Raw genomic sequence first — 13,979 nt, forward strand, 5'->3', positions numbered from 1 at the left:
TGGTTTACTTTTCTCCTTTGGAGACGCTACGCGAATAGGAAGCAAGCTAAGGTGATTTCCGACAAAGAAAATACCTGGGTTGGCGAGTCTCGACTTCTCTGCGAGACGCTACGCGAACGCTCAACTCTCGATCTATCAGTTGGTTGAGCGAAGTCGAAACCAACGCTATCGGTATATTTATTCTTGTAAATCACCTAAGTTGTTCAACCCAACATATATCAGTATAACTTTCAGGCTTAACTGAACTGTATTGCTTTATGACTTACTCTTAGCCAATGACTAATGACAAAGGACAAAGGACAAAAAAGCTAACTTACTAGACTGATTTTTCCACTATCTAAATCGTAATAACCTCCGACTATTTTCAGTTTTTCTGCCTTGATTAACTCAGATAAAACTGTCGATGATTTCAATGTTTCAATTTGCGCCAAAATATTTGCTTTACAAGCATTTTCTAACTTATCTCCTGATTGATCTTTTGAGCTTTCTACACTTGGTTTAATTGCTTCAAGCAAACTTCCAATTCGCCCTGGCACTGAAGCACCTTTAATTGCCGCCTCTACCGCACCACATCTTTCATGTCCCACAACCATGATAACTTTAGTACCTAACACTAAGCTACCAAATTCTAAGCTACCAATTTGCTGTGTTGTGGCAATATTACCAGCTATCCGGCAGACAAATAAATCTCCAAGTCCTTGGTCAAAAACAATCTCTGAAGGAACCCGTGAATCTGCACAACCTAGAATAGAAGCAAAGGGCTTTTGACCTTTGGCAATTTCGACTAAACGTGATTTAGTTTGGTTAGGATTGCGCCGTCTTGCTTTAACAAACCGATCGTTTCCATCTAATAATTCTTGCAATACCTTGTCAGGTGTAAGATCATCTGGTGCTGATTTTGTTTCGACTGCAAGTAAGTTGGAACTAAGTCCGGCTGTCAATACACCTGTACCGATCGCACCTGCACCAAACTTCAATAAACCTCTTCTGGAAACATTGATTTGGGGAAGTTGTCTGCTCATGAAATTCTCCTCACGATATTAAATTGTTAACTTTTAGTAGGATAGTTACTGCTATCCAATTGTCGAGATTTGAAAAACCAAATTTAAAAACTGCATTCCCCAAAATTGCCAAGTTACCCACATTCCTAAAAGACTCACTCCTAGAAGAACAGTGAATGCATAAAATTGGGTTTGCCCAGAGGTGCTGTATTTCAGACCTTCGCTACCTAATAGCGAAAATAAACCAACGAAGTTAACAATGCCATCGACTACAAACCGATCAATCATATCGGCAAGTTGGGAAATTTTGGCAACTCCAAAAATAATGGTCATTTTATAGAGTTTAGGGGTGTAAAAGTCGTATGCAAACAAATCTTGCAAGCCTTTCCAAGGGAGGCGAATTGGTTTGGGAATATTGCTTAAATAAATCACGCCAGTGATGCTACAACCGAAAATACTCGACCAAATTAACAGCAGTGCAACATCTTTATTTAGGCTTACCCAATCTGGTAAAAGTGATAAGCTTTGCAACACCAAAGGAAGATGTAGACTGACACCAAGTAAAATCATGGTTGGCAAAATCATCGGCCAGTGAGCTTCAGGCGATCGCTGACTCATTTGTGTAGGTTTACCGCCGAAAATTAAAGCGAATTCTCTGGTTAAACTCACGGCTGTTAAAGCATTTACTGCAATAACTACTCCCACTAACCAAGGTTGGGTTTCCCATAACCCATCTGCTAGTTCCATCAGCGCCCAAAAGCTACCCAAGGGTGGAAAACCAATTAATCCCAATGTCCCGACGATAAAAGCGATCGCAGAAATCGGGCGGCGCTTCCACAATCCGCCTAATTGAGTAACATCTTGGGTAATGCTATTCCAAATAATTCCCCCGGTACTCATTACCAACAAAGCTGCGGATATGGCATGGGTGAGTACTAATAATAGCGCTGCCTCGTATTGTTGCGCTCCCACAGCGATGAATACTAAACCCATGTATGCGCTGACAGAATAGGATTGACAGCGTTTAAGATCGATTTGAGCGATCGCAATTAAAGAAGCACCCACAGCCGTCACCGCACCAATGGCAATCATCGCCGAGGAAGCTATGGGCGAGATGGTTAACACCGGTTGCAATTTAATCAGCACCCATGCACCACTAGCTACTACTACCGAGTTCCGCAAAATCGTACTGGGAACCGGGCCTTCCATCGCTTCATCTAGCCATAAATGCAGGGGAAATTGGGCACATTTACCCATAGGCCCAGCAATTAAAGCTAAACTTACCAGCGCCATAGTTGTGGGGTTGACGTTAGCAGTAGCCGCCCATTCGGCTAATTCTGTATAATTCCAAGTTCCAGCTAAAGGCCATAATGCCAACACGCCTATTAGCAAGAATAAGTCTCCCACCCGCTTGGTTAAGAAAGCGTCTCTGGCACCTGAAACTACCAAAGGCTGGCTAAACCATAAGCCTACTAGTAGATAGGTTCCCAGCGTCAATACTTCCAGAATTACATAGCTGAAGAACAAGTTATTACATAAAGCAAGGGCACATAATCCCGCTTCAAATAATCCCAATAATGAATAGAAGCGTCCCCAACCCCAATCCATTTCCATGTAGCCGATCGCATAAATTTGCGCCAGCAAGTTCAAGCCAGTAATCACCACCAAAGCGCTGATACTGATTGAGGATATATCCAAAGCAATAGTTAAATCTAAACCAGCCGTAGATAACCAAGGAATAAATACTTCTTGGGCTGGATAATTCCAAGTTGCTTGTAAGGCGATCGCACTATGTACCAACGCCAAAAATGTCATCACCAAGTTTACATAACCTGCCGGTCTTGGCCCTGTTTTCCGAATGATCCCTGGCGACCAAGGTACGGCTAACAAACCACCTATTAAGGCATAGCACGGAACTAGCCAAACAGTCTCTAGTAGAAACTGAGCCATCAACTCACCTCTAAGATTTGGATCAAAAATTATGGGTTTTTAGTCAACTGGCGTTGATCCCAGTTAATCTAGCGACGATCTACGACGGACGACGCCTACGCAGAACATACAAATTTATGTTTATTTAATTTTGTTAAAAACAGCTTACCGTTATATCTGTCAAAATGGAATTAGCTAATTAAATAAATTTAAGATAATAACTCTAATTATTTCTTATATAATCAACTATTTCAACAAGAAATAATAGGTATTTATTCTTATCTATACATCGAATCAGGGATCAATCAATAGTTATCATTAGTTTTATCAATTTATATAAATGACAAGAGACGCAATTGATTGCGTCTCTAAAAATCGAATAAATGTAAATTATATTTTGGTGATTTTGTCAACCTGCCAGTGAGAGATAGTAATGGCAGGTGGGGAGTCAACTTGGCTGATGGGGGCGGGTTTCATGTCTCGGTAGTCCAAGAGTTGGACTACGATGAGGTAGGCGATCGCTAAAATGACCGAAATCGCACCTGTAAGAATGGCAATTAATTTTGAACGTTCCATCAGTATTCCCTGTAATGCAAGTTGTTGTGCAGTGCTTATATCCACATAATAGACTTGGCTATAGTTACTGGGCGTGAGCGAACCGCAGTTTAGCAGATAAAATATTAACAACCTGAAAGCGACATTGAGCGATCGCCATGACAACGAAACAAGCTATCTTTGACGCTATTGAACAACTGCCAGAGCAACACCTAAAAGACGTGTTGCAGTATGTTCAACAACTTGCACGTATCCAAAAATCATCAGCATCCAACCCATCCACTCAAAGCAGCGATCCTCTTGCAGATTTCATCGGGGCAGTATCTCACGGTTCTCTAGCTGCCAATTTAGACGATGAACTCTATGGCAGATAAGCTTTTTAATTGATACATGGGGCTGGCTCACGCTCCATGACAGAAGTGAACGCTATCACCAAGAAGCCACAGAAGCTTACCAATATGCGTAGACGCATTCGCGCAGCATCTTGTAGAGAAGCGGCTTGTCGTCAGATATCGCTGAAAATGGGCAAATTTATACAACAGATTATGTTCTTGACGAAACGATTACTTTCTCGCTGTTAAAATACCACCAGTCCGCTAAATTAAACGAGACATACAGCTTATGATTACTCAAATGATGGTTCAACCCTCATTCTGGGTAGATTCTGGAATCAAACTCAGTAAAGTTAGGGACATATATTTGTTTAAATTTACTGAAGAATTACAGTCTCGACTCGAAGAATTGTCTGAGAAAAAGAAAGCTGGATTGCTAACAAGCGAGGAAGATGCTGAATTGGCAGGCATATTGGAACTTGATAGAATTTTTACCTTGCTGAATGCCAAAATCATTTCTCAATCATGACGGTTAATGATTCCACCAAAAAATTAGTCAGACAAAGAGCTAAATTTCTTTGTGAATACTGTCATTCTTCAGAAGAAGCAAGTGCTGCTCTATTTTCTATTGACCATATTACACCGCAGTCTCTTAAAGGTTCGGATGACCCTGATAACTTGGCATTAGCTTGTCAGCGTTGCAATGGATATCGCTACAATTTCACCACTGGAATTGATCCAGATACAGGACAGATGCTACCTCTATTTAATCCACGCCAGCAAAAGTGGTCTGACCACTTTATTTGGTCAGCAGATGGTCTAACAATTATTGGCATTACTTCTGTAGGACGAGCTACAAGTAATCGTTTAGACCTCAATGATGAACGTCATAATGAAGGCTCTATTGTCAAAGCTCGTCGTCTTTGGATTAAAGGTGGTTGGCATCCACCTGATGAAGACCCGCAACAAGAGACTTCCAATTAAAAAAATATTCCATCGCTTTGAGGGCAGGGGAGCAGGGAGCAGGGAGCAGGGGGAGAGAAAGTCGTTTTGATGAACGTGAAATGGGATAATTTATTTTCTGGAAGTCCCCAAGTAAAAAAGAGCTGACCTTCAAAGGTTAAATGTTGACCTTCTGAGGCTCGACGTTGACCTTCTGAGGCTCGACGTTGACCTTCTGAGGCTCGACGTTGACCTTCTGAGGCTCGACGATGACCTTCTGAGGCTCAACGTTGACCTTCTGAGGCTCGACGTTGACCTTCTGAGGCTCGAAGTTGCACCTTTTATCCTCGAAATTGCACGTTTGAAGCTCAACTAACAAATATATCTAACCATTCTTGAATTTACAGGGGTGAGGGTGTAGTAAAATTTGCTCACCTCTGTAAAGTGGAACATGGCTTTAGACTTCTCCGGTCAAAATCTCCGAGGACGCAACTTCAAAGGTAGACAAGACCTTGCGGGTGCAAACTTTAGCTATGCCGACATTCGAGGAGCAAACTTCACCAATGCTAATTTAACAGGTGCAAACTTCAGTTATGCCAAAGCTGGACTGCAACGACGTTGGGCAATTGGTTTAGTTATTATCTCATTCTTCTTGTCGGGACTGTCAGGATTTCTCTGGGCTGTCAATGGTTACTTGGTGTCGCAGATATTTAACTCATCTAGTGAGAACCAAATTGCGGGCTGGGTTACTTTAATCACATTGATTGCCTTTTTCTTCATTACAATTCGCCAAGGAATAATACCTGGTTTAGGAGCCTTAGCCGTCGCCGTCGCCTTCACCTTCGCCTTAGCCGTCGCCTTAGCCGTCGCCTTAGCCGTCGCCGTCGCCTTAGCCGAAGCCTTAGCCGTCGCCTTAGCCGGAGCCGTCGCCTTAGCCGGAGTTTTAGCCGGAGCCGTCGCCTTAGCCGGAGTTTTAGTCGCCGGAGCCGTCGCCTTAGCCGGAGCCGTCGCCTTAGCCGTCGCCGGAGCCGTCGCCTTAGCCGTCGCCTTAGCCGTCGCCTTAGCCGTCGCCGGAGCCGTCGCCTTAGCCGTCGCCTTAGCCAGAGCCTTAGCCGTCGCCTTAACCGTCGCCTTAGCCGTCGCCTTAGCCGTCGCCTTAGCCGTCGCCTTAGCCGGAACGTTATTTAGTATCTACATCAGCTGGCGAGCCATGAAAGGAGATCAAAAACACTCCTTAATTCGCAATATTGCCGTTGCCTTTGCTGCTACAGGAGGTACAAGTTTTCGTGGCGCTAATTTAACCAATGCTGATTTCACCCAAGCCACACTCAAAAGTACAGATTTCCGAAACACTATTCTTATCTGTAGCCGTTGGCATCAAGCCAAAATGCTCGATCGTGTTCGTCCTGGCTCGACTTATCTGCAAAACTCACAAGTACGTCAACTGCTAGTTACAGGACAGGGACAGGACAAAAACTTTGACCGTCAAAACCTGCGGGGTATCAACTTACAATCAGCAAACTTAGCAGATGCCAGCTTTATTAGTACCGATCTCAGTGAAGCCAACTTGCAAGATGCCGATTTGTCAAGAGCAAAACTAAAGCAAACACAACTAGATGGCACAGATTTAACAGGTGCAACACTCACCGGAGCCTACATTGAAGATTGGGGCATTACAAATACAACTAAATTGCATGGGGTGAGGTGTGAATATGTCTTCATGCGCTTACCCACCAAACAAGACCCCGACCCACTCCGCAAACCCGATAATAAACAAGAGGTATTTGCAGACGGAGATTTTGCCGACTTTATCAAGCCAATTTTTGATACCCTCGACCTTTACCACAATCAAGGCGTTGACCCCCGCGCCATTGCCATTGCCTTCAAAAACCTTGCCGAAAACCATCCCGAAGCCGAGTTAGAAATTGTGGCAATGGAGAAACGCGGCGATGATAAAATCTTGCTCAGAGCTAAAACCGCCGCAGGTAGTGATAAATCTCAACTGAGTGCAGAATATTTTGATGATTATAATCAACTCAAAGCTTTATCGCAGAGTCAGCAATTATTACTTGTAGAAAAAGATCAGCGCATTATTAGTTTAGAAAATATGGTAGATACTGCTCTCAAGCAGCCGAAATTTTATACACAAGGAGATACAAATATGTCAGATATCAGCGGCATCAGTATTCAAGGTAGCAGTAATGTAAGCGGTATCGCTGGCAATAACTCTATTGCTAATCTAGGAACCATTAGCGGTAACGTGAGTATTGCCCTCAATCAGTTACCTGATGCAACCGATGCCGAGAAACCAGGAATCAAAGAATTATTGTCGCAGTTGCAAGATGCGATTGTACAATCCACATATTTGTCAGAAGAAGACAAAACCGAAGCGCTAGAACAGGTGAAGACTTTGGCAGAAGCGGGTAAAAGTCCTCAAGAATCCACTAAGCAGAAGACGGCGAAAACTGCAATCACCATGTTGAAAGGGATATTTACCGGCTTACCTGCTGTTGCTTCGCTGGTTGAAGCGGGTAATAAATTATTGCCTGCGATTTCTAAACTATTCGGTTTGGGATAATTTAACGTGAGTTAGACAAACCTCTGGCAGCCTTAAATTAAAGCTCAATTCTTTCCCTCTCCGACTCGGCTACGGTGTATACACAAGTCAAATTACCCCCCTTAATCCCCCCTTGTAAAGGGGGGAAAAAAGAAATTTAGTTCCCTCCCCTTTACAAGGGGAGGGTTAGGGTGGGGTAAAAACCAGATTCGTAAAATACTTCAGACTTATCTGTACACCGTAGCCGACTTGGAGACGGACGTTTTTACGTAGTAAAACCAGGGAGAGGTCTTTTTATTCATCTACTTTCTTCATTCTCAGGTAGTTTTGGAATGTAGAGTCGAATTTTTCCAAAATGTCTTTAACTGAAGAAATTCTTTCCCAATTACCAGGCGATGTTTTAAAAGGATTGCGCCAAGGCGATCGCTTCTTAACATCTGTGCGCGAAAACTCCGCACCCACACCACAATTAGTTAAAGAAAATTAACAGTCTTTAGGCGTCCAAGAATAATTAATCAAAGATTGAAATTACCTATTGTGGTAAATTCAATACCATAATTAATTTGTATAGTGCATAAGTCTTATATCAATATTTATGCAAAGGTGTCTTGATTACATGAATCTAATGAACTTTAAAATCCAAGGCTTTTTTACAACGTTAATAATTGGTACTGTGTCAGCATTGACCATTTCAGACGCTATCTCTCAAAAGGTGAACGCCGAACCTGCGCCTTCTTGTAATAATGCAACCATAACAGGTAGCTATGGATTTAAAGCGACTGGGACGATCATAGGATCGCCTATAGCTAGCGTTGGTTTAGTTAAGGTTGATGGAAGGGGAAATTTTCAATCAATAGGTGGTGCTAGCGTTGACGGTACTGTACGTACAAACGAAACAGGCTCAGGAACCTATAGTGTTAAACAAGATTGTACGGTGCAGATAGTAACCTCAGATGGTAGTACTTATAGCGGTGTCATTGTTGATGGTGGCAAGGAAATCGTTTTTATCGCAACCGTTCCAGGTACAGTAGTTGTTGAGACTTGGAAAAAAGTGAACTGATTTACTCCATCTGTCCCAACACTTAGAAATGAATAGACATCTCCAGAAATTAAATATGTATTATCTAGAATCATTGTAGAGACGTAGCAATGCTACGTTTCTACATTTTTTTTCACTGCTATGTCTAATAAATTATTGCCTGCGATTTTTAAGTTATCGTGAGTTCGACGAACCTCTCCCTGCCTTGAACTAAAGTTGAAGTCTGTCTCTCTCAGAGGTTGTTTTAAAAGTGTTTTGTTGTGATTTTAGGCACGTTTAGATCCCCCCTAACCCCTCTTAAAAAGGGGGGAAATGGAATCAAAGTCCCCCTTAAAAAGGGAGATTTAGGGGGATCTAGAACTTTTCGATACCAACAAGAGGACTTTTAAAACATCCTCTCCGACTGCAAACAATAAATCTCCTGCATCACAATATTTCTCATTAGGTAGAACTAAATCTGAATAAAACCAATTATTGCCTCCATTGAGGTTTTGAATTCTAGTAATGGGTGTGCCAGCAGTCAATAGTTCATGTCTTAGGTAAGCTCTACCATTGATTAGCCTTACGCAGTGGTCTAGAGTTGTTTTTATCCATACCTTTAGTAAATTTCTTACAATGCTGGTCAACTCTTTTCCTCCCAATCTTGAATCTGCAACCCATTCACCCGACCAAATTCTTTTGTATTATGCGTAGCCACTATCAAATTATTCGCCATTGCAATAGCTGCAATCTGCACATCATAAGGGCCAATCGGCGTACCACTAGCTGCTAACTCAGCCCGAATTCTCCCTGCTATCCTTGCGGCTTCTGGGTCTAAAGGTAGAATAATAAACTGACTAAAAAAACGTTGCAATATTTCTAAATTTCTCTTTTGTTGGGCACTACGATAAGCACCATAGTACAGTTCTAATTGGGTTATGGTAGAAACTAAAATATCTTCTGGTTGTTGGGATGCCAGTTGAGTTGTTACCGCAGGACTACTATTATTTATTAAGCGGATACAGACATTAGAATCGAGCAGATAAATCAAAATAGCGGCTGCCTAGTTTCGTATTCTCCCTGTTCTGCCCGTTCTAGCGGTTTTCCTACCCAACCACCAATTACCTCTTCAAAAAACCCAGGCATCCAGCCCCGTTGTTCTGGTGTAACTCTTTGAATTGTTACCGTAACTTCAATTTCTGTATCTGGCATTTCTACTGGAATATCTAAATGTAAAATACCATCTTTACCCACATGTGACCGGATTTTTATACTATCCATCGTATTTTTATCCTAATAAAAGAAATAATATCGCATCTACTTTCTTCATTCTCAGGTAGTTTTGGAATGTAGAGTCAAATTTTTCCAAAATGTCTTTAACTGAAGAAATTCTTTCCCAATTACCCGGCGATGTTTTAAAAGGATTGCGCCAAGGCGATCGCATCCTCACATCTGTGCGCGAAAACTCCGCACCAGTACCAACGTTAGTTAAAGAAAGTCAACAGCCTTTAGGCGTTGTAGACTTCGATGTGCTAATCTGCGGTGGCACTTTAGGCATTTTAATTGGTTGCGCTTTGGCGGTGAAGGGGTTGCGGGTGGCGTTGCTGGAACGGGGTATTTTGCGGGGGAGGGAACAAGAATGGAATATTTCTCGCAAAGAATTAGATGTATTTGTGGAATTAAACTTGCTGACTGAGGATGAATTAGCAAGTGCGATCGCCACTCAATATAACCCAGCACGAGTTAGTTTTGCTGGCGGTACAGAAGTTTGGGTAGAGGATGTTTTGAATATCGGCGTAGATCCAGTTTATCTACTCGCTACCTTGAAAACCCGATTTCTCGCCGCCGGGGGAAAGTTGTTAGAAAACACACCCTTTACCGAAGCAGTGGTTCATCCCGACGGGGTGATGGTAAATAACCAATTCAAAACTCGCTTATTAATCGACGCGATGGGACATTTTTCACCCATCACCCAACAAGCACGCCAAGGCAAAAAACCAGATGCTTTATGCTTAGTTGTCGGAAGTTGCGCTCAAGGTTTTCCAGAAAATAACTCAGGCGATTTATTATTATCATTTACATCTTTGCAAAATCAATGCCAGTACTTCTGGGAAGCCTTCCCAGCCAGGGATGGCAGAACCACTTACTTATTTACCTACATGGATGCAGAACCTCAACGTTTGAGTTTAGAAGCTCTATTTGAGGAATATCTGCGTCTGTTACCAGAATATCAGGGAGTGGAGTTAAACAAACTGAAATTTCAACGGGCACTATTTGGTTTCTTTCCCACCTATCGCCAAAGTCCGCTAAAAACCCCTTGGAATCGCATTCTCCCAGCCGGAGATAGCAGTGGTAGTCAATCTCCCTTGAGTTTTGGTGGTTTTGGGGCAATGGTGCGTCACCTCAAGCGTTTAACTTATGGCATTGACGAAGCGCTAGAAACAGAACAATTATCTGCAAAAGCGTTAACACTGCTGCAACCTTATCAGCCAAGTTTGACTGTTACCTGGTTGTTTCAAAGGGCGATGAGTGTTGGTGTAAATCAAAAAATTGCCCCAGAGCAAATTAACCAATTACTCTCAGCAGTATTTCAAGAAATGCAACAGTTGGGTACGCCAGTGTTAAAACCATTTTTACAAGATATAGTGCAATTTTCGGCACTAACGCAAACACTGTTAAAAACTGGTTTATATCATCCTTTATTAGTTGTCAAGATAATTCCGCAAGTAGGTTTGGCAAGTTTGTTAGATTGGATGTTACATTACAGTAATTTAGGTGTATACACTGCCTTGCTTTCGCTAAGTCCAATGCTAGAAAGATGGATTAAGAATCAACCGAACGAACAACAATATTATTGGCATCGTTTGATTGATGCTTGGAAGTATGGTTCTGGCGGTGATTACTCAGATGAAACTTAGAATAATATCGGTGTGAGGATAACATGATAGAACGAAAATCATCAGGAATCAAATACTTTGCAGTGCTGATTGGATTCTTGCGCGATCGCCAAGGTTTTCTAGAGGAAATTCGTCAAGGTACGAGATTACCAAATAAAATCATTTCGCTGCTAGTTTGTAGTTCCTTATTTATCGCTGCTTATGGCGGAATCATTGGTGCATACCATAGCTGGATGCAAGCTTTATCTTCTGCCATTAAACTCCCAGCCCTTTATTTAATCACACTTTTGATTTGTATCCCGACGTTGTTCTTTGCCAACATTATTTTTGGTTCAAAACGGAGTTTTGCCCAGCATTTAGCATTAGTCTTAACTGCGGTTTCAGTCACCAGCGTACTTTTATTTAGCTTTGCTCCAATCACGCTGTTTTTCTTAATTACCACCAATAATTACCAATTTTTAATTTTGTTAAATGTCTTTATCTTTGCCATCACTGGATTTATTGGTATTTCGTCTTTATATCAAGCCACGAGTTTAGTTTTAGAACAAGATAATGAAGGCAGCAAGACACGCCAGAAAATTTTGCAATTTTGGCTATTTCTTTACGCTTTTGTAGGCAGTCAGTTAGGATGGACTCTCAGACCGTTTTTTGGCACACCTGGTTCTGTTTTTGAACTATTTCGCGAAAGAGAGGGTAATTTCTATTTAAGCGTGATTAAATCTCTTAGCTATCTCTTTGGATTCCGTTAATTAATCGTTAGCAATTCCCCAAAATATACAAAATAAAAAAATATGCTGAAAAAGCAAAATCGCGGAATTCAACAATTTGGAGTTTTAGTTAATTTACTGCGCGATCGCCAGTCATTCTTAGAAGAAATTCGTCAGGGAATCAGATTACAAAATAAAATCAGTTCTCTGTTCGTAACTAGTTCTATATTTTTTGCCCTTTATGGAGCAATTATCGGTGCATCCCACAGTTGGGGACAGGCATTATCGGGTGCTATTAAGCTTCCGGTATTCTATTTAATCACACTGATTATTTGTTTCCCAACTTTGTTCTTTTTTAATGTTTTGTTTGGTTCTCGGAGCAGTATTTTACAGCATTTCGTTGTATTACTCACATCTGTGTCAGTGATTAGCGTACTTTTATTTAGCTTGGCACCCGTTACGCTATTTTTTCTTATAACGACACCCGATTCTTATCAATTTTTTAAACTGCTGAATGTGTTCATTTTTGGTATTACAGGTATATTTGGCGTTAAATTCCTGTATGAAGGAATGCAGTTACTTTCTCAACAAGATGAAGTTGGTAAAAAAACCCGCACCACTATTTTAAGATCCTGGTTATTGCTTTACGCCTTTGTTGGTATGCAATTAGGATGGTTTCTCAGACCGTTTTTTGGTGCGCCTGACTCTAAATTTGAATTGTTTCGCGCAGTGAAAGGCAACTTTTATTTGGATATTGTAGCGGCGATTTCCGAAATTTTAGGTTTGCGTTAATCTCAGAAAAAGATAATTAGTCTAGTTTCCAGTGACAACTAATAGTTAATAAAAACCTAACTTGATCAAATTTTCCTCATTCCCAGGCAGCTGCCTGGGAATGCATTCATTGAGTCAGAGACTCAATAAACCTCTTGCACAAATGCAAATTTCAAAGTCCCTCTCCCAAGCTTGGGAGAGGGATTTAGGGTGAGGGCTTTAAATATTCTTGTAATTGTTGAGTACGCAGTTTTGTAGTATCTTCCAAACAACCAAAATAAATGGTAGAGGCAATACTTCCACCCTCATAACTGCTTCTTTCAAACTCACAATTGGTATCTCGAAACTTGATCCATGCTAGTTGTGCCGCAATCAATTTTTGTTTTCTAGGCCTTTCTAATGAAGATATCACTTGTTGATAAACCTGATTCAGTTTTTTATCTGCATTCTGATAAGACAACTTCGTACATTCATTAATTGCTGCTTGAGTTTGAGGATTATTGCAGTTGAGCTTTTGAACTAAGCGCATTTCAGATAAATCAGGCGTTGTGCCTGCTATTGTCATGGCGAGGGGATTTAAACTGCTGAAAGTTAGTATGCTGGACAAAACTAGTAATAATTGACGCATAGCAAAATCTTTGTTCTTAAATAATATAGAAATTTGAGCTTTTTGGTGGTCTCGAACTCAGAATCAGAGTAGAAAGTGGTATGCTCCACAAAGAAGTGTCATGGTTTGCACGAAGCTTTCCCTATTTTGCCTACCAGTAAACTCCAGCGATGGAGTTTTGGTTAAAAGAAGAAGACAGCAACTGCATGAAATCGAAAGAAGATAAGCGATCGCTAGTATATATACTTATTGCATCATCCAGAGCAAGGGATGAAATTTTTATTTAAGCAAATAAAATATATATTTTTGTTAGAAGTATGATCTTTGTGTCTAAAATATTTTTATTATACGCCAAATACCGATAAAACTCTTGCATCGATCGTTAAAATAACTGTATTCTTTATATTGTTGAAAATTGCTTTTCACAAAAGCAATAACAAAGCACAATTTCAGCACATCGCAAAAAACATTGACTGGGCAAATCGATAAATGTCGATATCAAACCAAAATCTATGTATGCTGTTGTTGCTGGCATTATTGAGTAACAGGAGCAACTCTCAAAATGAAAAATTAAATATTTTGTTTATGCGTGTAGTGTAGCAAGGAATTCAAAAATTCTTACTATTCCCTATCTCTTACAGTCCATACCTAATTTGAATAGAG

General features: G+C 41.0%; 15 protein-coding genes. 9 read left to right on the forward strand and 6 right to left on the reverse strand.

From position 1 onward, the window contains the following. Positions 1-308: 308 nt before the first annotated feature. The 3 genes from RMZ95_RS07415 to RMZ95_RS07425 all read right to left on the reverse strand — a co-directional run bounded on the left by RMZ95_RS07415 (position 309) and on the right by RMZ95_RS07425 (position 3,506). Complete coding sequence (locus RMZ95_RS07415) at positions 309-1,022, reverse strand: carbonic anhydrase (protein WP_322684435.1); 714 nt, start codon at positions 1,020-1,022, stop codon at positions 309-311. Between the two features lie 51 nt (positions 1,023-1,073). Continuing rightward, positions 1,074-2,951 (reverse strand): NAD(P)H-quinone oxidoreductase subunit F, encoded by a 1,878-nt coding sequence (locus tag RMZ95_RS07420; protein WP_322684436.1) that lies wholly within the window; start codon positions 2,949-2,951, stop codon positions 1,074-1,076. 369 nt (positions 2,952-3,320) lie between these two features. Next, on the reverse strand, positions 3,321-3,506 hold the full coding sequence (locus RMZ95_RS07425; RefSeq protein WP_322674485.1) for a hypothetical protein: 186 nt from the start codon (positions 3,504-3,506) through the stop codon (positions 3,321-3,323). A 137-nt stretch (positions 3,507-3,643) separates the two neighbouring features. Here RMZ95_RS07425 and RMZ95_RS07430 point away from each other — a divergent pair, with 137 nt between their 5' ends. The 6 genes from RMZ95_RS07430 (at position 3,644) to RMZ95_RS07455 (ending at position 8,376) form a co-directional block, all read left to right on the forward strand. Beyond that, positions 3,644-3,859: a hypothetical protein gene (locus RMZ95_RS07430; RefSeq protein WP_322684437.1), complete on the forward strand. Its 216-nt coding sequence runs from the start codon at positions 3,644-3,646 to the stop codon at positions 3,857-3,859. A 247-nt stretch (positions 3,860-4,106) separates the two neighbouring features. Continuing rightward, positions 4,107-4,346 (forward strand): hypothetical protein, encoded by a 240-nt coding sequence (locus RMZ95_RS07435; protein WP_094347747.1) that lies wholly within the window; start codon positions 4,107-4,109, stop codon positions 4,344-4,346. Further along, the gene (locus RMZ95_RS07440; RefSeq protein ID WP_322684438.1) at positions 4,343-4,801 is read left to right on the forward strand and encodes an HNH endonuclease; all 459 of its coding nucleotides are present in this window, start codon (positions 4,343-4,345) and stop codon (positions 4,799-4,801) included. Before RMZ95_RS07435 ends, RMZ95_RS07440 begins: the two co-directional genes overlap by 4 nt. 409 nt (positions 4,802-5,210) lie before the next feature. After that, positions 5,211-7,337 carry a pentapeptide repeat-containing protein gene (locus RMZ95_RS07445; RefSeq protein ID WP_322684439.1) on the forward strand — a complete coding sequence of 709 codons (2,127 nt, stop codon included), beginning with the start codon at positions 5,211-5,213 and terminating at the stop codon, positions 7,335-7,337. Between the two features lie 334 nt (positions 7,338-7,671). After that, complete coding sequence (locus RMZ95_RS07450; protein ID WP_322684440.1) at positions 7,672-7,803, forward strand: hypothetical protein; 132 nt, start codon at positions 7,672-7,674, stop codon at positions 7,801-7,803. Positions 7,804-7,941: 138 nt separating this feature from the next. Further along, the gene (locus tag RMZ95_RS07455) at positions 7,942-8,376 is read left to right on the forward strand and encodes a hypothetical protein (RefSeq protein WP_322684441.1); all 435 of its coding nucleotides are present in this window, start codon (positions 7,942-7,944) and stop codon (positions 8,374-8,376) included. 601 nt (positions 8,377-8,977) lie between these two features. Here RMZ95_RS07455 and RMZ95_RS07460 read toward each other — a convergent pair. Together RMZ95_RS07460 and RMZ95_RS07465 are read right to left on the reverse strand one after the other, a co-directional pair. Further along, positions 8,978-9,385, reverse strand: a complete 408-nt coding sequence (locus tag RMZ95_RS07460; protein WP_322684442.1) for a type II toxin-antitoxin system tRNA(fMet)-specific endonuclease VapC — start codon at positions 9,383-9,385, stop codon at positions 8,978-8,980. Continuing rightward, the gene (locus tag RMZ95_RS07465) at positions 9,382-9,615 is read right to left on the reverse strand and encodes a hypothetical protein (RefSeq protein WP_322684443.1); all 234 of its coding nucleotides are present in this window, start codon (positions 9,613-9,615) and stop codon (positions 9,382-9,384) included. Before RMZ95_RS07465 ends, RMZ95_RS07460 begins: the two co-directional genes overlap by 4 nt. Positions 9,616-9,704: 89 nt before the next feature. Here RMZ95_RS07465 and RMZ95_RS07470 point away from each other — a divergent pair, with 89 nt between their 5' ends. Genes RMZ95_RS07470 through RMZ95_RS07480 form a run of 3 tightly spaced genes read left to right on the forward strand, consistent with a single transcriptional unit; the run spans position 9,705 to position 12,730 of the window. Beyond that, entirely contained in the window at positions 9,705-11,252 is a 1,548-nt protein-coding gene (locus tag RMZ95_RS07470; protein WP_322684444.1) for an FAD-binding oxidoreductase, read from the forward strand. Between the two features lie 23 nt (positions 11,253-11,275). Continuing rightward, a complete protein-coding gene (locus RMZ95_RS07475) occupies positions 11,276-11,980 on the forward strand; it encodes an actin-binding WH2 domain-containing protein (RefSeq protein ID WP_322684445.1) in 705 nt (234 codons plus the stop codon). Positions 11,981-12,022: 42 nt separating this feature from the next. Then, positions 12,023-12,730 (forward strand): actin-binding WH2 domain-containing protein, encoded by a 708-nt coding sequence (locus tag RMZ95_RS07480; RefSeq protein WP_322675336.1) that lies wholly within the window; start codon positions 12,023-12,025, stop codon positions 12,728-12,730. Positions 12,731-12,914: 184 nt separating this feature from the next. Here RMZ95_RS07480 and RMZ95_RS07485 read toward each other — a convergent pair whose 3' ends face one another. Continuing rightward, a complete protein-coding gene (locus RMZ95_RS07485) occupies positions 12,915-13,337 on the reverse strand; it encodes a lysozyme inhibitor LprI family protein (protein ID WP_322675337.1) in 423 nt (140 codons plus the stop codon). Positions 13,338-13,979 lie beyond the last annotated feature (642 nt).

The organism is Nostoc sp. DedQUE07, from assembly GCF_034530975.2.
GTDB lineage: Bacteria > Cyanobacteriota > Cyanobacteriia > Cyanobacteriales > Nostocaceae > Nostoc.

Excerpts from the sequence above, each read along its gene's own strand:
- RMZ95_RS07415 (WP_322684435.1), bottom strand. The coding sequence starts at position 1,022 with ATGAGCAGACAACTTCCCCAAATCAATGTTTCCAGAAGAGGTTTATTG.
- RMZ95_RS07420 (WP_322684436.1), bottom strand. The coding sequence starts at position 2,951 with ATGGCTCAGTTTCTACTAGAGACTGTTTGGCTAGTTCCGTGCTATGCC.
- RMZ95_RS07425 (WP_322674485.1), bottom strand. The coding sequence starts at position 3,506 with ATGGAACGTTCAAAATTAATTGCCATTCTTACAGGTGCGATTTCGGTC.
- RMZ95_RS07430 (WP_322684437.1), top strand. The coding sequence starts at position 3,644 with ATGACAACGAAACAAGCTATCTTTGACGCTATTGAACAACTGCCAGAG.
- RMZ95_RS07435 (WP_094347747.1), top strand. The coding sequence starts at position 4,107 with ATGATTACTCAAATGATGGTTCAACCCTCATTCTGGGTAGATTCTGGA.
- RMZ95_RS07440 (WP_322684438.1), top strand. The coding sequence starts at position 4,343 with ATGACGGTTAATGATTCCACCAAAAAATTAGTCAGACAAAGAGCTAAA.
- RMZ95_RS07445 (WP_322684439.1), top strand. The coding sequence starts at position 5,211 with ATGGCTTTAGACTTCTCCGGTCAAAATCTCCGAGGACGCAACTTCAAA.
- RMZ95_RS07450 (WP_322684440.1), top strand. The coding sequence starts at position 7,672 with ATGTCTTTAACTGAAGAAATTCTTTCCCAATTACCAGGCGATGTTTTA.
- RMZ95_RS07455 (WP_322684441.1), top strand. The coding sequence starts at position 7,942 with ATGAACTTTAAAATCCAAGGCTTTTTTACAACGTTAATAATTGGTACT.
- RMZ95_RS07465 (WP_322684443.1), bottom strand. The coding sequence starts at position 9,615 with ATGGATAGTATAAAAATCCGGTCACATGTGGGTAAAGATGGTATTTTA.
- RMZ95_RS07470 (WP_322684444.1), top strand. The coding sequence starts at position 9,705 with ATGTCTTTAACTGAAGAAATTCTTTCCCAATTACCCGGCGATGTTTTA.
- RMZ95_RS07475 (WP_322684445.1), top strand. The coding sequence starts at position 11,276 with ATGATAGAACGAAAATCATCAGGAATCAAATACTTTGCAGTGCTGATT.
- RMZ95_RS07480 (WP_322675336.1), top strand. The coding sequence starts at position 12,023 with ATGCTGAAAAAGCAAAATCGCGGAATTCAACAATTTGGAGTTTTAGTT.
- RMZ95_RS07485 (WP_322675337.1), bottom strand. The coding sequence starts at position 13,337 with ATGCGTCAATTATTACTAGTTTTGTCCAGCATACTAACTTTCAGCAGT.